Below are 19,487 nucleotides of genomic sequence, written 5' to 3' on the forward strand. Positions count from 1 at the left end.
GGCCGCGGCGCGCCCACAGCCGGCGCCGTCAGCGCGTTTCTCCACAGGCGCCTGCAGCCAGCAGGCGGCATGGCCCGGCCGCGCCGCAGTCTGGGACGCATGACAGACCAACGCCACCTCGCCGTCCGTTCCCCTGAGGACCTGCTCGCCTGCGTCCCCCTCCTGCTGGGCTTCCTGCCCGCGGAGTCGGTGGTGATGCTCGGGCTGCCTCCCGACCCGGCGTTCCACGCCCGTGTCGACATCGCGCCGGCTCCGGAGCTCCCACGGATGTGCCAGGCGCTGGTGGCTCCCGCGCTCAAGCATCGGCTCGGCCGCGTGGTGCTCTGCGTGTTCACCGATCTGGACGCGGCGGGGGTCGTGGTCCAGGAGCTGCTCGCCGCCTTCCGCGTCGCCGGCATCGAGGTCCGAGAGGTGATCACGGCAGACGGGCGCAACTGGCGAACCATGCTCACCGCCGAGGAGCTCGGTGAGCACCAGACGTACGGCAGCTACGACGCGCTCAGCCATCGGTTCGTGGCGGAGGCCGTCGTCGCCGGTCAGGTGGTCCTCGCCTCGCGCGAGCGGCTGGCACTCAGCCTGGCACCGGACCCGGCGGCCGCCGCGAAGGTGGCCTCCGCCCTGGCCGTCCAGGCCGTGCCGGATCCGTCGTGGGTGGTGCGCACGACGGCCGCCCACGCCGCCGCAGGGACCTGCCCGACGCCGCGGGAGACGGCGCGCCTGGTGGTGGCGCTGGTCGACCTGGACTGCCGAGACGTCGCCTGGGGCACGGTCCGGCGGGCCGAGGCTCGTGCCCATCTCGACGTCTGGCTGGGGGTCTGCCGTGCCACTCCGACGCCGTTGGTGGCAGCTCCTGCGGCGGTGGCGGCCTTCCTCGCCTGGTTGGCCGGCGACGGCGCGCTGTCCTGGTGCGCCCTGGACCGGTCTCGGGAGGCGGGGGTGCCGTGCAGTCTCGCCGGACTGGTCGAGGACCTGCTCCAGCAGGCGGTCTCACCGCTGGACTGGCGCCCGGTGCTGCCCGAGCCCCGATCGGCCGACCCGTGGACCGGTGGCGCTGCCTGAGGTGCGGTGGCTGCGGAGATGGTTATCGTTCCCCCATGGGTCAAGAGGTCGAGGCACAGGAGTTCTCCCGGGCGGACCGGACGAGGCACCGTGAGAAGGTGCGGCGCGGCCTCGACGTGTTCGCCCGCATGCTGCGCGAGGCGCGGTTCGACACCGACGACCCGATGACCGGCCTGGAGGTCGAGTTCAACCTCATCGACGAAGCCGGCGACCCAGCGCTGAAGAACGCCGAGGCGCTCGAGGCGATCGCCAACCCTGCGTTCCAGACCGAGCTCGGGCAGTTCAACATCGAGATCAACTGCGAGCCGGCACGCCTGCGGGAGCGGGGACTGACCCAGTTCGAGCAGGGCCTGCGGATCAGCCTCAACGCGGCCGAGGAGCGCTCCGCCAAGGTGGGAGCGCACCTGGTGATGATCGGGATCCTGCCCACCCTGGCCGAGGGGCACATGAGCCTGGGCGCGATCAGCACCAACCCCCGCTACCGGCTGCTCAGCGAGCAGATCCTGAACGCCCGCGGCGAGGACATCTCGATCTCGATCTCCGGCACCGAGCGTCTGCAGACGACCGCGGACTCGATCGTGCCCGAGGCGGCCTGCACGAGCACCCAGTTCCACATCCAGACCTCGCCCGACGAGTTCGCCGCGTACTGGAACGCCAGCCAGGTCATCGCCGGGGTGCAGCTGGCCGTGGGCGCCAACTCGCCGTACCTGTTGGGCAAGCAACTGTGGCACGAGACCAGGATCCCGTTGTTCGAGCAGGCCACGGACACCCGCAGCGAGGAGCTCAAGGCCCAGGGCGTGCGGCCACGGGTGTGGTTCGGGGAGCGGTGGATCACCTCCGTCTTCGACCTCTTCGAGGAGAACGTGCGCTACTTCCCCGCGCTGCTGCCGATCAGCGACGACGAGGACCCGCTGGCCGTGCTGGAGGAGGGGGGCACTCCAGGCCTGCACGAGCTGCGGCTGCACAACGGCACGATCTACCGCTGGAACCGCCCCGTCTACGACGTCGCCGCCGGGGTTCCGCACCTCCGCGTGGAGAACCGGATCCTCGCGGCCGGCCCGACCGTGGCCGACACCATCGCCAACGCCGCCTTCTACTTCGGGCTCGTTCGCGCCCTCGCCACCGGCGAGCGTCCGCTGTGGTCCCAGATGTCGTTCAGCGCGGCCGAGGAGAACTTCCACGTCGCCGCGGAGCACGGCATCGACGCCGAGGTCTACTGGCCGGGCCTGGGGCAGGTCAGCGCCTCCGAGCTCGTGCTGCGCCGGCTGCTGCCCCTGGCCCACGAGGGACTGGCGTCCTGGGGTGTGGAGACGGATGAAAGGGAGCGGCTGCTCGGGATCATCGAGCAGCGCTGCCTGCTGCGGACCAACGGCGCCCAGTGGTTCGTGGCGCGCATGGCCGAGCGTGCCGAGGACGACCGCGAGGCATCGCTGCGCGCGACCCTGCTGGAGTACGCCGAGCGGATGCACAGCAACGATCCCGTGCACACCTGGAGCTGAGGCAGCCTCGTTCACCGCCGCAGTCGGCGCCAGGTGCGCGAGCGGGCAGTGGGGTGATGGACCCACCCGTGCCGCGTCACCAGGGCGAAGCTGGGGGTGAGTCCCAGCTCGCGCCAGGCCGCGTCGCCGGCCGACAGCCAGTCGAGGTCGGCAGGGCACAGCTCGGTGTCGCCGGACCTGGTCAGCCACAGCACCGGGGCGGGGTGGGCCTCCAAAGCCCGGTTGCCCAGGGCGACCGCGACCTCGACCCTGGTGTGCCTGTCGAGCATCTCGTCCCTGGCGGGGTCGAAGTGCACCGAGTCGGCGCCGGAGTCCGAGACCTGCCCCGGCAGCCCGGCCCACAGCCGCGGCTCGAGGTGGCCGCGGGGAGAGTGGGCCTTCAGCGCCAGGACGCTGCCGCGCAGGCCCCGCTCCACGGCTCGGGGGAGGGAACTGGGCTCGGACGACACCCTGCCACCCTGCCGCACCCGGCCCCCGTGGGGTGATCAGTTCTCCACAAGGTCCCCAATCGCGCGGCGATTGGGTAGCGTGCGCGTCGGGGCCGCACCAGCGGCACACGAATGGCCCGGCGCGAGCCCGGGCAGAGGGAGCCAGCCTGATGGGTACCGTGGTTGTGGGATACGTGGCCAAGCCTGAGGGTGAGGCCGCTCTGTCGAAGGCCATCGAGGAGGCCAAGCTGCGGGGGGCCAAGCTGGTGGTGGTCAACTCCCACCGCGGCGGCGCCGAGTACGACGGCGACACGGCACGGCGCGCCTCCGACGAGATCGAGTCGGTGCAGCAGCGGCTCGCCGAGTCCGGTCTGGAGTACGACGTGCGCCAGATGGTGCGCGGCTTCGAGCCCGCCGAGGACCTGATCAGCCTGGCCGACGCCAACTCGGCCGAGCTCATCGTCATCGGCCTGCGCAAGCGGACCCCCGTCGGCAAGCTCATCCTCGGCAGCAACGCCCAGCGCATCCTGCTGGACGCCACGTGCCCGGTGCTGGCGGTCAAGGCCTGAGCGCACCGCGGGTGCAAGGCGTTGCCGCGGCGCGGCATGATGGCGCCATGGGCCTACACATCACCGGCGACGCCGACGCGGACGCCGTGCTCGACGACCACCCGTTCGCGCTGCTCGCCGGCAAGATGCTCGATCAGCAGTACCCGATGGAGCATGCGTTCCGCGGTCCGGCGAAGGTCCTGGAGCGCTTCGGCAGCCTGGAGCCGGGCGACCTCGCGGCAGCCGATCCCGAGGAGTTCGCCGCCCTGGCCGCGACCACCCCGGCGATCCACCGGTTCCCCGGCTCGATGGCAGCACGCCTGCAGGAGCTCGGCCGGATCGTCGCCGAGACCTACGGCGGCGATGCGGCCCGCATCTGGACCGAGGCCGCCGACGGTCGGGACCTGCTCCGGCGCGTCATGGCGCTGCCCGGCTTCGGCAAGCAGAAGGCGCAGATCTTCGTGGCGCTCCTGGCCAAGCAGCTCCAGGTCCGTCCCGACGGGTGGGAGGCCGTGGTGGGGGACTACGCGCTGGAGGGCTACCGCTCCGTGGCGGACGTCGTCGACGAGGAGTCACTGCAGCGCGTGCGCGAGTTCAAGAAGCAGAAGAAGGCCGCAGCCAAGGCGGGATGAGCCCGCCGCTGCGCCTGTCGAGCGGGGGCGGTGGGAGACCTCACCGCCCCCGTGGCAGAATGATCAATGCGGCTCTTGACTTTACCGGGCCTTGCCGCGCCCCTTTTCGTTCCCGAGAGGTGTTCGTGTCGTCGCACCCAAGCAAGTCGCTCCCCCCGAGGTGCTGTCCCACCCGGCAGTGCTGACCCTCGTCGAGCTCGCCTCCAAGGACGGGACCGTCACTCCCGACCAGGTGCGACAGGCCAGTGATGGCGCACAGGTCGAGCCACGACACCTCAAGGCCCTCCTGACGCATCTCAGCGGACTGGGCATCACCGTCGACGTGAGCGCCGGCGTCTCGCGGGTGGCTGCGGCGGGTGCTCCTCGCAAGACGACCACCGCGAAGACCGCCCAGGCGGCCAAGACGGCGGCCCCGGCCAAGAAGACCGCGGCGAAGAAGGCCACGGCCAAGAAGACCGTCGCGAGCGTCGACGACGTCGCGAGCCTGGTGGTGCCCGCGCTGGGCCCGGACGGCAAGAAGCTCCTGCCGGACATCCCCGACGAGCAGTTCGAGAAGGACGTCGTCGCGGACCCGACGATCAAGGAGGACGAGAAGAAGGCCTCCTTCGTCGTCTCGGCCGCCGACGACACCGACGAGCCCGAGCAGCAGGTCATGGTGGCCGGCGCCACCGCCGACCCGGTCAAGGACTACCTCAAGCAGATCGGCAAGGTGCCCCTCCTCAACGCCGAGATGGAGGTCGAGCTCGCGAAGCGGATCGAGGCCGGCCTGTTCTCCGAGGAGAAGCTCGCCAAGGGGGGGAAGATCAGCCCCAAGCTGCTCGAGGAGCTCGAGTGGATCTCCGAGGACGGCCGACGCGCCAAGAACCACCTCCTGGAGGCCAACCTGCGACTGGTCGTCTCCCTGGCCAAGCGCTACACCGGCCGCGGCATGCTCTTCCTCGACCTGATCCAGGAGGGCAACCTGGGTCTGATCCGCGCGGTCGAGAAGTTCGACTACACCAAGGGCTACAAGTTCTCCACCTACGCGACGTGGTGGATCCGCCAGGCGATCACCCGCGCGATGGCCGACCAGGCCCGGACGATCCGGATCCCGGTTCACATGGTCGAGGTCATCAACAAGCTGGCCCGCGTTCAGCGGCAGATGCTCCAGGACCTGGGCCGCGAGCCCACGCCCGAGGAGCTCGCCAAGGAGCTCGACATGACCCCCGAGAAGGTCATCGAGGTCCAGAAGTACGGGCGCGAGCCGATCTCGCTGCACACCCCGCTCGGCGAGGACGGCGACTCGGAGTTCGGAGACCTCATCGAGGACTCAGAGGCCATCGTGCCGGCTGACGCGGTCTCGTTCACCCTGCTGCAGGAGCAGCTCCATGCGGTGCTCGACACCCTGTCGGAGCGCGAGGCCGGCGTGGTCAGCATGCGCTTCGGCCTCACCGACGGTCAGCCCAAGACCCTGGACGAGATCGGCAAGGTCTACGGGGTCACGCGCGAGCGGATCCGGCAGATCGAGTCCAAGACCATGTCCAAGCTCCGCCACCCGAGCCGCTCGCAGGTGCTTCGCGACTACCTCGACTGAGGGTGTCGTGTCCGCCGGTCGCGTGATGCGCTCCCGGCGGACTCGGCTCGCGCTAGGTTTGGCGACCATGTCACGACGGTCCCTACTCATGGTGGCGCTGGTCGGGTGCCTGGCGGTCGGGGTCGCTGCGTGGGGCCTGGTCCTCTCCGACGGCGAGGGCTCGGCGGCCGAGGTGGCCGACAGCGATGAGGACGTCCGGGAGTTCCTTCGCCCCTGGTACGAGGCCCTGGCGGACCAGGAGCGCTCGCCCGCGAAGGTCGTGGTCGTGGGCGACTCCATCTCCGAGGGAGCGATGCTCCCGACGCCGATCCACCAGACGAGGTTCGTCCGTCGCCTCCAGGACATGCTCCGGGCCCAGCAGGACGTGGGCGGCGGCAGCGGCTACTTCCCCGCCTTCTACGGCGACATCTTCTCCGCCGACGACAACGTCCGCACCGGTACGCCGCCCCAGGAGCACTCCTACGACCGGTGGGGGCTCGGCGGTCGCGCCCTGTTCCTGCCGCAGGGCTCCACCGTGACCTACCCGCCGCAGCGGGCGACCAGCATCCGGGTGTGGTTCGGCCGCATTGACGTGCTCGCCGGAGCCGGCAAGGTGGTCATCGACGGCGTCGACGTCACGGCCCAGGGCGTCCTGTCGACAGGCGAGGCGCCGGGCGGGGCGATCGACTCCGCTGGGGCGGCCCAGTCGGGCTTGTGGTGGGAGTCTGCTCCGATGCCCTCCGCCGAGCACACCGTGGCGGTCAGCGGCGCCTCTGACGCGGGCGTCTTCGTGCACACCGGAGTCGAGTTCCTCGACGGCGACGAGGACTCCGGGATCCACGTCTACGACGCCTCGCACTCGGGAGCGACCGCGCAGGACTTCGACTCCGAGGGGATGGCGGCCGGCCACTGGGCCGACGTCCGGGCCATCGATCCCCAGCTCGTGCTCATCAACGTGGGGACCAACGTGGATCCCGACTACGCGGCCAGTCTCGAGCGGTTGGTGGAGCTCGCGCTGGAGTCGGCGCCTCATGCCCAGGTGGTGCTGGTGCACGGCTACGAGCCTGGCCACTGGAGCAGCCGGGACTGGGATGAGGTGAGGGAGGTCAGGGAGTCTGTGGCCGCCCAGCACCCCGACCGGGTCGGGTTCTTCGACCTCGCCGCCCACTGGCCGGCTCTGGCCAAGGACGGGTCGACCAGCGAGGGGCTGATGCTCGAGGAGGCTCAACCGGTCCACCCGAACGTGGCAGGCAACGAGCGCATGGCGGAGATCTTCGCCGAGCTGCTGGAGCTCCCGTGATGGGGCCGGGGCGGAACCGCGGGGGACCGCGACGCGTCCCAGTCACATGAACTGCCGACGCCGACGGGTCACCACCTCAGCACACGTGATGCTCCTGGTGGCGCTGCTGCTCCTCGGCACCGCCTGTGGGACCGACCGCCCCCCGGGTGGGGGCGCGGATGGAGCTCCGGACGCGACCGGAGACACCACGACGCCGGAGCCCACGACCCCGGGTCCCGCGACTGGTCCCGAGACTGGTCCCGGGACGCTCTCAGGGCGCCCCACCGGGAGGTCGACGCCGCCGAGCGAGGCGCTGCAGAAGATCCGGGTGGTCGGGAGGCTGGTCAGTGTCGGCGCGTGCGTGGCGATCCGCGACGCCAACGCGATCAGCTGGACGCTGCGTGGCGCCAGGACCGAGGGGCTGGCCGTGGGCGACCGGGTGCAGGTCACCGGCGCGCCGGACCTGCGGGGTGAGGGCTGCGGCGGGCCGGTCGTGGTGGTGGACGCGCTGGAGGTCCTGGACCGCGAATGAGACCCGCCCCCTGACCGTGGCGGTCAGGGGGCGGGTCGTTGGTCAGTCATGCCCGGCTCGGCGCCGAGCGTGAGCGGGTCGGGGTCAGTTGACCCTGATCCGCATGGAGGTGCCGTTCTGCGACAGGACCCTGATCTTGACGCCCGCACCGGCCACCTTCACCCCGACACGGGGGAGACCCGCGTCCGCCTGCGGCTGGAAGTAGCGGTTGGGGTCGCTGTCGTCGAACAGCGGCTTGGCGCTGGCGCCGCGGATGTAGCTCTTGCGGCCCCCGGCGGTGAGGTAGAACGAGTCGGACTTCTCCAGGCTGAACGGTGCGTCGTAGGTCTGGATCCGTCCCCGCCAGGGCTGGCCCTGCAGGTTGTAGAGCACCTGCGGGTTGGCATCCACCGGCAGCACCAGGCCGGCACCGGGGTGCTGGCTGGTGTTGTTGTCGGTGTAGGAGGCGTCCCAGTAGTTCACCAGGAGCCCGTCCTGATAGGGGAACTTCTCGGCGAAGTCGGGCCGGTCGGCGAAGCTGAAGTTGTACGGACCGGTCTGGAGGTACTTGTCGTAGGACACGTACTGGCGGTTGCTGGCCAGGTAGAACTGGTCGGTCAGCGTGGTGATGCTGGCGCCCACCGAGGTGAATCCGTCCAGGGTCCAGCCGTTGGGCGGGTTCTCGGCACCGTCTGCGAGCAGCACCGTCCCCGAGGCGTCGGTGACCTCGATGTCATCGACGAACAGTCCGGCCCAACCGAGGTCGGGGTCCTGACCCTGCACGCCGCCGTCGGTGACGTAGCGGGCCCGGAAGCCGATGGTCTCACCGGCGTACGCCGACAGGTCGTAGCTCACCGGGACGTACCCGTCGCTGACCCCGTCGATGCCGATCTCGGCGGCGTCAGGGGCGGTGTCCGGGTCGAACGGCGTGGCCAGCTTGGTCCAGCTGCCGCTGCCGGCGGGCACCTCGGCCTCGAAGAAGGCGTAGTCGTAGTCTTCCTCGATGTTGTACTGCGCCGAGAGCGTCAGGGTCGCGCCACCGGCCGGGACCGCGATGTCCGTGCGGGACATCGAGGCCTCGTAGTCGTCGCCCTGGCCGGACCACCACTGCTTGGCTCCCTGCGCGGGGGCGGGAAGAGCAGTGACGTTCTCCTTGTCCGGGAGGACCACTGCCACGCCCTGCGGCTTCTCGGAGTTGTACTCGTGCGGGCCGAGGTCGATGGTGCGGTTCTGCCCGGCGACCACGGTCTCGTAGTCCAGCCAGCCCAGCTGCAGCTTGTCCCAGACGCCGAGGTCGGCGGCCCGGGTGCCCAGACCCTGGTCCCCGGGAGCCGAGACACGGCTCTGCGCCATCAGGGTCCACCAGCTGACCGGGTTGTCACCGGACGCGGCCGTGTCGTAGTGGTCGGGCAGGCCCAGGTCGTGGCCGTACTCGTGGGCGACGGTGGAGAGTCCACCGTTCTCGGACTGGATGGTGTAGTCGGCCACCCAGATGCCGCTGCTGCCGATCTGGGCGCCGCCGTCCAGGTTGCCGGCCGGTCCGGCGGTCCCGTCGAGGTTCTGGAAGGCCTTCCAGCGGTGGCTCCAGATGGCGTCCTCCCCGTAGATCGGGTCACCGTCGGACTGGTCGCCGCCGGCGTGGATGATCTGGAAACGGTCGATGTAGCCGTCGGGCTCGTCGAAGTTGCCGTCACCGTCGAAGTCGTAGCGGTCACGGATGTCGTACTGGGCCACCAGGGAGGCGATCTGTGCGTCGCTCCGCCCGGCCGCCTTCTGGTCGGCGACCCACTGGGTCATCGCGTCGGAGATGAGGGGCCAGGTGTTGTTGCAGACCTGGCTGCCGCAGGGGTAGCCGTTGCTGCGGCCGTAGCGGGCCTGGTTGTAGGGCACCGTGGTGATGTCGGTGACCATGCCCTCGACGCTGTAGCGACCCGAGGACTGACGCTCGTAGTAGGTCTTGAGCGACTCCACGCCCTTGCCCTCGCCGAAGTACAGCTTCTGGTAGTAGGCCTTGTCGTACTTGGCCTGCCACTGCGTGGAGTTGTCGTTGCGCCCGGGCTTGGGGATCTCGTTGAAGGAGGGACCGTCGAACGACGCCGGCCCCTGGGTCTGCGGGTCGACGTCCACGTCGGGGAAGTCCGGGTGCCGCTGGTCGCCGAACTGCACCAGGAGCACGAACACCTTGTCGGTGCGCTCGTTCTCGAGCTCGACGTACTGATCGGCCGCGCTCTTCTTGGCGCTGGCCCGGGGCGACTTCGTCCCGGCGGGCTTGCGGCCGACCTTGAGCACCGAGGTGCCGTTGATCTTCTTGGGGGAGGCTTCGCCGCTGAGCACGTCGGCCCACGCCTCCTGGCGCAGGACGGCCTGCTTCTCGGCCTGAGGGTTCGGCATGACGTGCTCGGGATTCGCGCTGCGGGGTTCTCCCTGGCGCTGGTGCGAGGCCGCTGGTGCGGCAGTAGCCGAAGGCAGGGCGGCCAGCCCCAGTCCGGCGAGCAGGGCCACGCTCAGCGCGGCGTTCGTGGTTCTCACGTGATCGTTCCTTCCGAGATCAGAGCAGCCGGTCCTGGTAGACCCGCAAAACCTCCCTGTCGCCTTGGACACTAAATGGACTCCTTACCGCTGAACAGAGGGAGACCAGGATGAATCGCAAGAAACATGCGCGGTGCGGGCAACCTCGTCCGGCCCGGATGCGTCCTGAGGTGACAGGAGCCCCGAGGGGCACACGAGTACGAAGGGGACCCGATGAGCCTGCACTCCACCGTCCTGCTCACCGCGCCGAGCGCCGCCGCCCTGCTCGCGGTCGGGACGCTCACACCGGCGCACGCCGCCACTGCCAGCTTCCTGGACGGGGACGACCGTCCGATGAAGGCCGACATCCTCGAGGTCAGGGTGGCGCACGACGCCGATCGGATCCGGGTGCGGATCAGCTTCGACGACCTGGTCCGGTCGGGGCTGGAGCGGTCTCAGGGCGTCTCGATCTTCTTCGACACCGACGAGGGTGACGCGGGTCCCGAGTACCGCCTCGGCGGCGGTCTCAACAGCGGCACCGACTACCTGCTGGCCGCCGTGGAGGGGTGGAACGACGACGGCTCGCCCCTGGAGAGCTGCGACTACCTCGGACGCATCAACTGGCGCCGGGACACCGTGACCTACCTGGTCGACCCGCCGTGCTTCGGCGACGTCCCCGCGGTGCGGGTCGCGGTGAAGGCGGGGGAGTCGAGGCGTCAGGGCGTCGAGCGCAACGACTGGCTGCTGGGTCGCAGGGTGCTCACCGACCCCGTGGCGCGGGGCTGAGTCGCCTCAGGTGATGACGACGCCGACCACCCAGGTGGCGGCGGCCAGCGCTGCCGCCAGGAGCTCGATGACCATGCTCAGGCCCACTGCCTTGAGCGCGTGCACGGTCGAGGCCCAGGCGCCGGACCCGAGGCGTCGGTGCTCGGCCAGGAACACTCCCAGCACGAACCCGAGGAAGAGCCCCACCACCGGCACCACGAAGAAGCCAGCGGCCCCGAGCGCCGCCCCGAGCCACAGTGAGCTGTTGGGGACCCCGGCGACCTTCAGACGCCTGCCGGGCACGGTGAACTTGACCACCGCGCCGACGACCAGGAACGCCAGCGCGACGCCAGCCACCAGCCAGGCCGGCGTGGTGCCGACCGCGACGCCCCACGTCACGATCGCGGCCAGCATGAGCGCGGTGCCGGGCAGCACGGGCACGATGATGCCCACCATGCCGACCGCCAGCGCCAGGCCGACGAGGAGATCGAGAGTGGTCACTGCGTCACCCTAGTGGCCGGACACATGAAGACGGCCCCGGACGATGTCCGGGGCCGTCGATCACGTCTAGATGCCGGTCAGTGCTGCGGCTCCGGGTTGGAACCGGGCGTGTTCACGAGCTTGTGGGTCTCGTCGACCACGGTCGCGGCGACCTCGCGGAGCTTGTCGCCGTGCTCGCGGGCGTGGTGGGCGCAGAAGAGCAGCTCGCCGCCGCTCTGGAGCTCGACACGCAGGTAGGCCTGGGCACCGCAGCGGTCGCATCGATCGGCCGCCGTGAGGGCGGCTTTGGGGCAAGTGCAGTAGTCACTTCGGCCTCGTTTCTCTCCATCGGTGTCTGGCCTAACGTACCTGTCGGGGAAAAGATTCCCCCGCTGCTGGTGACGTCCTATCCAACCACGGACCTCATTACCCCACTCTCCGATTCCTCAACCCTCGAGAACTCGGTGGCGGAGACCGTGGCGTCGTGGCTCACGCTAGAGCAGGGATCGCTCGAGCGCTTGCAGGCGTGCCTTGTCAGGTCCACGGTGTGTCGCGGGTAGATTCGGGTCTTGTGGCAGCCCCGACCGACACCTCCTACAACGCAGCTCACCTCCTGGTCCTCGAAGGCCTCGAGGCGGTGCGCAAGCGGCCCGGCATGTACATCGGGTCCACCGACACCCGCGGCCTGATGCACTGCCTGTGGGAGCTCATCGACAACGGGGTGGACGAGGCGCTCGCCGGCGCCGCGCACCGCGTCGAGGTGACGCTGCACGCCGACGACTCGGTGGAGGTCATCGACGACGGCCGCGGCATCCCCACCGACAAGGAGCCCAAGACCGGGCTCCCGGGCGTCGAGGTGGTCGCCACCAAGCTGCACGCCGGAGGGAAGTTCGGCGGGGGGTCCTACGTCGCCACCGGTGGGCTGCACGGGGTGGGCCTCTCGGTGGTCAACGCGCTCTCCTCGCGGATGGACATCGATGTCGACCGGAGCCCTGCCCAGCAGGGACTGAGCTTCCAGCGCGGGGTTCCGGGAGTCTTCGAGGGTGAGGGGCCGCAGGCCGGGTTCACCGCCAGGTCGGGCCTGACCCGCAAGGGCCGACGGGTGGCGAAGGGCCGCACCGGCACCACCGTGCGCTTCTGGCCGGACCGACAGATCTTCACCCGCGACGCCACCTTCGTGTTCGAGGACCTGGTGACCAGGGCCCGCCAGACCTCCTACATCGTGCCGGGGCTGGAGCTGGTGATCCGCGACATGCGCGGCGACCAGCCCGTGGAGGAGAAGTTCCGCCACGACGGGGGCATCTCGGAGTTCGCGGAGTTCCTGTCGGTGGGGGAGCCCGTCACCGACGTGCTGCGGCTCCAGGGGTCCGAGACCTTCAAGGAGACCGTGCCCCTGCTCGACGACAAGGGGCACATGACCCCGCAGGAGGTGACGCGCGAGCTCGGCGTGGACGTCGCCCTCCGCTGGACGATGGGCTACGACACCGAGGTCCGGTCCTACGTGAACGTGATCGCCACGCCCAAGGGCGGGACGCACGTGAGCGGGTTCGAGCAGGCGGTCACCAAGACGTTCAACGACGTGATGCGGGCGACCAAGGCGCTCAAGGTCGGCGACCAGGACGTCATCAAGGACGACGTGCTCGAGGGGCTCACCGCGGTGGTCACCGTGCGTCTGGCCGAGCCGCAGTTCGAGGGCCAGACCAAGGAGATCCTCGGGACCCCGGCCGCCCGCGCGATCGTGCGCAAGGTCGTCTCCTCCGAGCTCAAGGCGTTCCTCACCTCCACCAAGCGTGGCGAGAAGTCCCAGGCCAAGCTGGTCATGGACAAGGTGGTGGGCGCTTCCAAGACGCGCATCGCGGCACGGCAGCACAAGGAGACCCAGCGCCGCAAGAACGCCCTGGAGTCCTCCGCCCTGCCTGCGAAGCTGGCAGACTGCCGTTCTGGCGACAACGAGCGCACGGAGCTCTTCATCGTCGAGGGGGACTCCGCGCTGGGCACCGCCAAGATGGCGCGCGACTCCGAGTACCAGGCCCTGCTGCCCATCCGCGGCAAGATCCTCAACGTCCAGAAGGCCTCGGTCACCGACATGCTCAAGAACACCGAGTGCGCGGCGATCATCCAGGTCGTCGGCGCCGGGTCGGGCCGGAGCTTCGACCTGGAGGCGCGGCGCTACGGTCGCATCATCTTCATGGCGGACGCCGACTCCGACGGCGCGCACATCCGCTGCCTGCTGGCCACCCTGTTCTTCAAGTACATGCCCGATCTGCTGACCGCGGGCCGGGTCTACACCGCGGTCCCGCCCCTGCACCGGATCGAGCTCACCAACCCGCGCAAGAGCATGGACAAGTACGTCTACACCTACTCAGACGACGAGCTGCACCGTCGCCTGGCCGAGCTGAAGAAGAAGAACCTCGGCTACAAGGACCCGCCGCAGCGCTACAAGGGTCTCGGCGAGATGGACGCCGACCAGCTGCAGGAGACGACGATGGACCCCCGCCACCGCACCCTGCGGCGGCTGACGGTCGACGACGCCGCGATCGCCGCGGACGTCTTCGAGCTGCTGATGGGCTCCGACGTCGCCCCGCGCAAGGAGTTCATCGTGCAGGGCGCCTACGAGGTCGACATGGAGACCCTGGACGCCTGAGCCGTGCCCGGCCGCCTCACGGCACGGGCGTCATGAGCCCCGAGTCGACGTCGTACACGAAGCCGCCCACCTTGATGGAGGCGGGGATGAGCGGGTGGGACCGCACCTTCTGCACGTCCTCGCGCAGTCGGGTCACCTGGTCGTCGATGACGCCGAAGGTCTGCCACGAGGCGTCGACGCCGGCGGACTCGCCGATCTTCTCGCGCAGCTCCGCCTCGGAGTGCTGCGTCATCGCACACCTGGTGTGCGGGACGATCAGCACGCGCTCGACGCCGAGCAGGTGGGCCCCCAGCACCAGGGCCTCCAGGGCCTGCGGGGTGACCCGGCCCCCGGGGTTTCGGAAGATCTTGGCGTCGCCGTGGTGCAGGCCCAGCATCGCCAACGGGTCGATCCGGGAGTCCATGCACGTCACGATGGCGACGCCAGCATGAGCCTTGCCGTCGAAGCCGCCCAGGTCGAAGTTCGCTGCGAACGCGCGGTTCGCCTCCATCAGGTCGTCGAAGTCAGCCACGGGAAGAACCTAACCCAGTGCTCTGGGCCACAGGCGCCGAGGTCGCACTCCGGAACAGGACCAGCGCCAGGACGCCGGCGAGCAGGGCACAGCCGGCGGCACCGAGGAACACGGTCTGCTCCTGCGCGATGCCCGCCTGCTTGAGCAGCAACGTGAACTCCGCGCACCTCGACCTGCCGTCGCAGACCTCCCGGACGCCGGGGATGTCAGCCTGCTCGGCGTAGTAGCGGCGCAGGCCGAGCGTGGTGAGCGCGGAGATCCCCACCAGCATGCCGACCATCCGGGAGACCACCACCAGCGCGCTGGTCAGGCCGTGCACCGAGGAGTCGGTGAAGGCGAGGACGGCCGCGTTGACCGGGGCGAGCGCCAGACCGAAGCCGAGGCCGCCGAGGACCAGGGGCACGGTCGCGCTCCAGCTCTCCAACGCGGTGATGTCCCACCGGGACATCAGAAGGAACGAGGCGGCCGCCAGCGCCATGCCCGTCGCGGTGGTGCGTCCGGGACCCCAGCTGCGCGTCAGGTAGCCGCCCAGGACCGCGCCCACGGGGAGGGCGACCAGGAACCGCACCAGCACCAGGGCGGCGGAGAGCTGGGAGTCGCCGTAGATGGTGGTGCGGGCGAAGAGCGGGATGTCGATCAGGGCCGCGATCAGCGCGGCACCGACGAAGAAGCTCACCACCAGGGAGCCCCAGGCCGGCGTACGGCGCAGGGTTCCGGCAGGCACCAGCGGCGCGGGGGAGCGGCGTAGGTGCACGACGAGGCAGACTGCGGCGACCGCGGCGCCCAGCAGGTACCAGGCCCCCTGTGCGGAGAACACCTCCAGCCGGGGATCAGCGGTCGCGAAGGCCAGGATGATCCCGCCCAGGGCGACCCCCAGGAGCGCGGACCCGAGGAGGTCGGCCTCCCGCATGGCACGACCCCAGGAACGTACGTCGACCAGCGGGTGGGCGGCGGTCAGCAGCCGGACGACCAGTCCGGCCGCGGCAGCCAGGGTGACCGCTCCGACGGGGGTCGGCCAGCGTCCGTCGCCGACGAACGGCACGAACATCTCGCCCCATCTCAGGTCCCGCATGATGGGCCCGGGTCGGACGAACACCAGGGCGCCGGCCACCAGCGTCAGTGCCGCCAAGGCCAGTCCGACGAGGTCCCGGCGGCGCCGGGCCGGCTCACCCGGTTCCGCCCCTGGCGGGCCCGGCTCCTGACCCGGCCCGGGACGGCCCAGCGCCAGGGCCCGGATCGCGGCGGCGAGCACCAGTCCGACGACCAGGTTGAGCGCGAAGATGGCCCGCCAGTCGGAGACGGCGAGCACGACGGCGCCGAGCAGCGGGCCGAGGACCGACCCCACCTCCTGGACGGCCGAGACGATGCCCAACGGGACCCCGCGCCGGTTGGCGGGGTAGAGGTCCGCCACCAGCGCCAGGGTGGCTGGCACCAGCCCACCACCCCGACGCCCTGCAGGAAGCGTCCGCTCACCATCGAGGGCAGGTCGTAGGCCAGGGCGGTGACCAGGGAGCCGAGGGCGAAGAGGACGAGGGAGAAGACCAGGACGGGGACGCGGCCCCGCAGGTCCGCGATCCGGCCGATCAGGGGGAGCATGGCGACGTAGCCGAGGAGGAAGCCGGAGACGATGGGCGCCGCCCGCTGCAGCTGGTCCAGCGGGATGCCGGCGCTGCCCATCATGTCCGGCAGGGCCAGCACCACCACGTAGGTGTCCGCCGCGGCGAAGGCCACGGCACCGGCGGCCAGCCCCAGCAGCATCCGGGGGGCGTTGCCCAGCGCGGGCGTCACGGTGCGGTGATCGTCTTCTCGGTGTCGTAGTCGCGGATGTCGACCTGGTAGGTCATCTCCGGACTGTCGGCGTAGAAGACCCCGGTCAGGGTGGCCTCGCGCAGCTCGCCGTCCTCGTTGATCAGGTAGGCGGCGTCGAAGACGTCACCCGCGCTGCTCGGGATCACGTTCTTCATCACCTCTCCGTCGATGGTCCCGGTGTAGGAGGTGAGCACCTCCCGGTTGTCCACGCCGCCGCGCTCGGTGTCCCCGGCCTCGGCGGAGTCGGTGGCGGTCAGCAGCGTGGCGAACCCGTGGTCCGCACTGATCAGGAGGCTCGGGTCCGGCGCGCCGTACTCGGCCGGGTCCACGTCGGACCAGCCGGGGGTCAGCGGGATACGGGCCCACACCTTGCCGTCCACCGCCACCACCGGGACCTCGAACTCGTTGCCCGAGAGCCGGACCTTCAGTGCCCCGTCGAAGGCGGGGGCGGAGGTGGCCGTGCCGACTGCGCTGGTGATGCCGGTGACGCCGTCGGGCAGGTCGTCGGTGGTGAGGCTCAACGTCACCCCGGACGTCTCGTCGAGGCGCTCGGCGGCGCCGTCGAGCACCGCCGAGACCTCCTCGGGAGAGGCGTCCGAGCCCTCGTCGGAGCTGCAGGAGCCCAGTACCAGCGCCAGGCCCAGCAGGGGCGTCAGGGCGAGCACGCGCGCGCGGGAACGGATGTGGAGGACCGGTGTTCGAGACATCGCGTCAGCCTGTCACACCGGAGGCCACGCCCAGCTGACGGGCGACCGGGGGAGCGCAGGCGACGATGGGCTGGGAGCCGGGCACGCCCGAGCCGTCCCGGCGGCCGTCGGCCTCCGGCAGCTCCACCGGGGCCCCGCTGGCCGCCGCCGCCCGGGCCGGCGCGGTGCCCGCCCAGGCGAACACCAGGGAGTCCTCGCCCTTGAGGAAGCGGTGGCACCGGACGCCGCCGGTGGCGCGGCCCTTGGCCGGGTACTCGCTGAACGGCGCGACCTTGACCGCGCCGGGCTCGGTGCCCGGGAGCGCGGTGGAGGACCCGGAGGCCGTCACCACCACGGCGTCGGCAGGGTCCAGGGCGCCGAACCACACCACGCGATCACGTCCTGCCAGCCGGACTCCGGCGATGCCGCCCCCGGAGCGGCCCTGCGGCCGCACCGCGTCGGCCCCGAAGTGCAACAGCTGGGCCTCGGCGGTGATGAAGCACAGCTCCTCGTTGCCGGTCGCCAGCTCGACGGCGCCGACCACCTCGTCGCCGTCCTTGAGACCGATCACCTCCCAGTCCTCGCGGGAGAGCACCTCGGGCGTGACGCGCTTGACGATGCCCTGCCGGGTGCCCAGCGCCAGCCCCGGGCCTGCGGTGCCCAGCGAGCTCAGGCACAGCGCCCGCTCGCCAGGCTCCAGGGAGAGGATCTCGCTCAGCGGCAGCCCACCTTGCAGGTTCGGGTCGTTGGCGCCGGCCGGCAGCTCGGGCATGTCGAGGACCTGGACCTTCAGCAGCCGACCGCGGGAGGTCACCACCCCGATCTCGGCGCGAGCCGTGGTGCGCACCGCCGAGACGACGACGTCGTGGTTGGCACGCCCCCCGCCCTCGCCCGGGGCCTCGTCGGTGGAGGTGCGCGCCAGCAGACCGTTGGCGGACATGAAGGCGAAGCACGGCGCGTCCGCCACCTCCAGCGAGGCGGAGCCGGCGGCCGTCACCGTGGTGCCGGCCGAGGCCAGCAGCACGGTCCGGCGGGGGGTGCCGTAGGTGCGCGAGACCTCCGAGAGCTCGTCGGCGACCACCTTGCGGAGCAGCTTGTCGTCGCCGAGGATCGCGTCGAGAGCCTCGATCTGGCTCTCCAGCTCGGACTTCTCCTTCTCCAGCTCGAGGGTGGAGAAGCGGGTCAGCCGGCGCAGCGGCATGTCCAGGATGTAGGTGGCCTGGATGTCGCTGAGGTCGAAGACGTCGATCAGCCGCTCCTTGGCCATCGCGGAGTTGTCGCTGGAGCGGATGAGCTGGATCACCTCGTCGATGTCGAGGATGGCGATCATCAGGCCGGCGACCAGGTGCAGCCGGTCCGCCGCCTTGCCGCGCCGGAACGTCGTACGCCGGCGGACCACGTCGAAGCGGTGCGCGAGGAAGACCTCCAGCATCTCCTTCAGGCCCATCGTCCGCGGCTGCCCGTCGACCAGGGCGACCGCGTTGATGCCGAAGGACTCCTCCAGCGGGGTCTGCTTGTACAGCTGCTCCAGCAGGGCCTCGGGGACGAACCCGTTCTTCACCTCCACGACCAGGCGCACGCCGTTGGCCCGGTCGGTGAGGTCCTTGATGTCGGAGATGCCGAGGAGCTTCTTGGACTGCACCAGGACCTTGATCCGCTCGATGATCCGCTCGGTGCCCACGCCGTAGGGCAGCTCGGTGATGACGATCCCCTTCTTGCGGGGCGTGACGGACTCGATCCGGGCGGTGGCGCGCATCTTGAAGGTGCCGCGGCCGCTCGCGTAGCCGTCCCGGACCCCGTCCAGGCCCACGATCTTGCCGCCGGTGGGCAGGTCCGGGCCGGGGATGAAGCGCATCAGGTCGTCCACGGACGCCTTGGGGTGGCCGATCAGGTGCTTGAGCGCCTGGACCACCTCGACCAGGTTGTGCGGGGGGATGTTGGTCGCCATGCCCACCGCGATGCCGGTGGCGCCGTTGACCAGCAGGTTGGGGATGGCCGAGGGCAGCACCCCCGGCTCGGTCTCGCGCGAGTCGTAGTTGGGCTTGAAGTCGACGGTGTCCTCGTCCAGCGAGGCCGTCATGGCCACCGCCGCCGGTGCCATCCGGCACTCGGTGTAGCGCATGGCGGCGGGGGAGTCGTCCGGTGACCCGAAGTTGCCGTGCCCGTCGACCATCGGCAGCCGCATCGACCACGACTGGGCCATCCGCACCAGCGCGTCGTAGATCGCGCCGTCGCCGTGCGGGTGCAGCTTGCCCATCACCTCGCCGACCACGCGCGCGCTCTTCACGTGGCCTCGCTCGGGGCGCAGGCCCATGTCGGACATCGTGTAGAGGATGCGCCGCTGCACCGGCTTGAGGCCGTCCCTCGCGTCGGGCAGGGCGCGGGAGTAGATCACCGAATAGGCGTACTCCAGGAAGGAGGACTTGATCTCGTCGCCGACGTCGATGTCGAGGATGTGCTCCTCGAAGTCGTCGGGCAGGGGAGCCTTCGTGCCGCGTCTTGCCATGCTGGCATTGTCCCCAACGGCCCGCCCGATGCGGTGACAGGGCACGCCGAGGTGCGGCGGCAGGTTAGAT

15 protein-coding genes and 2 pseudogenes are annotated in these 19,487 nt (G+C 70.5%); 9 read left to right on the forward strand and 8 right to left on the reverse strand.

Annotation, left to right across the window (positions count from 1 at the left end; translation table 11 throughout):
- Positions 1 to 99 precede the first annotated feature (99 nt).
- Together C0R66_RS07820 and C0R66_RS07825 are read left to right on the forward strand one after the other, a co-directional pair.
- Positions 100 to 1,059, forward strand: a complete 960-nt coding sequence (locus C0R66_RS07820; protein WP_158647950.1) for a DUF4192 domain-containing protein — start codon at positions 100 to 102, stop codon at positions 1,057 to 1,059.
- A gap of 35 nt (positions 1,060 to 1,094) precedes the next feature.
- Positions 1,095 to 2,558 (forward strand): glutamate-cysteine ligase family protein, encoded by a 1,464-nt coding sequence (locus C0R66_RS07825; protein ID WP_101524224.1) that lies wholly within the window; start codon positions 1,095 to 1,097, stop codon positions 2,556 to 2,558.
- Between the two features lie 11 nt (positions 2,559 to 2,569).
- Here C0R66_RS07825 and C0R66_RS07830 read toward each other — a convergent pair whose 3' ends face one another.
- The gene (locus C0R66_RS07830) at positions 2,570 to 3,007 is read right to left on the reverse strand and encodes a hypothetical protein (RefSeq protein WP_158647951.1); all 438 of its coding nucleotides are present in this window, start codon (positions 3,005 to 3,007) and stop codon (positions 2,570 to 2,572) included.
- A gap of 149 nt (positions 3,008 to 3,156) precedes the next feature.
- Between C0R66_RS07830 and C0R66_RS07835 the strand changes: the two genes are divergently transcribed.
- From C0R66_RS07835 to C0R66_RS07855, 5 genes are all read left to right on the forward strand, one after another.
- Positions 3,157 to 3,555 carry a universal stress protein gene (locus C0R66_RS07835; RefSeq protein ID WP_101524226.1) on the forward strand — a complete coding sequence of 133 codons (399 nt, stop codon included), beginning with the start codon at positions 3,157 to 3,159 and terminating at the stop codon, positions 3,553 to 3,555.
- Between the two features lie 47 nt (positions 3,556 to 3,602).
- Positions 3,603 to 4,166: an HhH-GPD-type base excision DNA repair protein gene (locus C0R66_RS07840; RefSeq protein ID WP_101524227.1), complete on the forward strand. Its 564-nt coding sequence runs from the start codon at positions 3,603 to 3,605 to the stop codon at positions 4,164 to 4,166.
- A gap of 178 nt (positions 4,167 to 4,344) precedes the next feature.
- The gene (locus C0R66_RS07845; protein WP_241901629.1) at positions 4,345 to 5,739 is read left to right on the forward strand and encodes an RNA polymerase sigma factor; all 1,395 of its coding nucleotides are present in this window, start codon (positions 4,345 to 4,347) and stop codon (positions 5,737 to 5,739) included.
- A 67-nt stretch (positions 5,740 to 5,806) separates the two neighbouring features.
- Positions 5,807 to 7,018, forward strand: a complete 1,212-nt coding sequence (locus C0R66_RS07850; RefSeq protein WP_158647952.1) for an SGNH/GDSL hydrolase family protein — start codon at positions 5,807 to 5,809, stop codon at positions 7,016 to 7,018.
- 46 nt (positions 7,019 to 7,064) lie between these two features.
- Positions 7,065 to 7,529 carry a hypothetical protein gene (locus C0R66_RS07855; RefSeq protein ID WP_158647953.1) on the forward strand — a complete coding sequence of 155 codons (465 nt, stop codon included), beginning with the start codon at positions 7,065 to 7,067 and terminating at the stop codon, positions 7,527 to 7,529.
- 84 nt (positions 7,530 to 7,613) lie between these two features.
- Here C0R66_RS07855 and C0R66_RS07860 read toward each other — a convergent pair whose 3' ends face one another.
- The gene (locus tag C0R66_RS07860; protein ID WP_101524231.1) at positions 7,614 to 10,037 is read right to left on the reverse strand and encodes an immune inhibitor A domain-containing protein; all 2,424 of its coding nucleotides are present in this window, start codon (positions 10,035 to 10,037) and stop codon (positions 7,614 to 7,616) included.
- Positions 10,038 to 10,250: 213 nt separating this feature from the next.
- Here C0R66_RS07860 and C0R66_RS07865 point away from each other — a divergent pair, with 213 nt between their 5' ends.
- A complete protein-coding gene (locus C0R66_RS07865) occupies positions 10,251 to 10,802 on the forward strand; it encodes a hypothetical protein (RefSeq protein ID WP_101524232.1) in 552 nt (183 codons plus the stop codon).
- A 6-nt stretch (positions 10,803 to 10,808) separates the two neighbouring features.
- Here the strand turns inward: C0R66_RS07865 and C0R66_RS07870 are convergent, their stop codons facing one another.
- Together C0R66_RS07870 and C0R66_RS07875 are read right to left on the reverse strand one after the other, a co-directional pair.
- The gene (locus C0R66_RS07870; protein WP_199286856.1) at positions 10,809 to 11,282 is read right to left on the reverse strand and encodes a DUF456 domain-containing protein; all 474 of its coding nucleotides are present in this window, start codon (positions 11,280 to 11,282) and stop codon (positions 10,809 to 10,811) included.
- Positions 11,283 to 11,359: 77 nt separating this feature from the next.
- Positions 11,360 to 11,610: pseudogene (locus tag C0R66_RS07875) on the reverse strand (DUF7455 domain-containing protein).
- A 222-nt stretch (positions 11,611 to 11,832) separates the two neighbouring features.
- Between C0R66_RS07875 and C0R66_RS07880 the strand changes: the two are divergent.
- Positions 11,833 to 13,905: a DNA gyrase/topoisomerase IV subunit B gene (locus tag C0R66_RS07880; RefSeq protein WP_241901630.1), complete on the forward strand. Its 2,073-nt coding sequence runs from the start codon at positions 11,833 to 11,835 to the stop codon at positions 13,903 to 13,905.
- Between the two features lie 16 nt (positions 13,906 to 13,921).
- On the opposite strand, the gene C0R66_RS07885 is transcribed toward C0R66_RS07880, so the two are convergent.
- The 4 genes and pseudogenes from C0R66_RS07885 to C0R66_RS07900 form a co-directional block, all read right to left on the reverse strand.
- The gene (locus tag C0R66_RS07885; protein ID WP_241901631.1) at positions 13,922 to 14,416 is read right to left on the reverse strand and encodes a beta-class carbonic anhydrase; all 495 of its coding nucleotides are present in this window, start codon (positions 14,414 to 14,416) and stop codon (positions 13,922 to 13,924) included.
- Positions 14,409 to 16,174: pseudogene (locus C0R66_RS07890) on the reverse strand (MFS transporter). The gene C0R66_RS07885 and the pseudogene C0R66_RS07890 overlap by 8 nt, the downstream one beginning before the upstream one ends.
- 26 nt (positions 16,175 to 16,200) lie before the next feature.
- The gene (locus C0R66_RS07895) at positions 16,201 to 16,932 is read right to left on the reverse strand and encodes an LppX_LprAFG lipoprotein (RefSeq protein ID WP_101524234.1); all 732 of its coding nucleotides are present in this window, start codon (positions 16,930 to 16,932) and stop codon (positions 16,201 to 16,203) included.
- 4 nt (positions 16,933 to 16,936) lie between these two features.
- Positions 16,937 to 19,417, reverse strand: coding sequence for a DNA gyrase/topoisomerase IV subunit A (locus C0R66_RS07900; RefSeq protein ID WP_101524235.1), 2,481 nt, complete (start codon positions 19,415 to 19,417; stop codon positions 16,937 to 16,939).
- Positions 19,418 to 19,487 lie beyond the last annotated feature (70 nt).

Origin of the sequence: Nocardioides houyundeii, assembly GCF_002865585.1 — a bacterium.
GTDB classification, from domain to species: Bacteria; Actinomycetota; Actinomycetes; order Propionibacteriales; family Nocardioidaceae; genus Nocardioides; species Nocardioides houyundeii.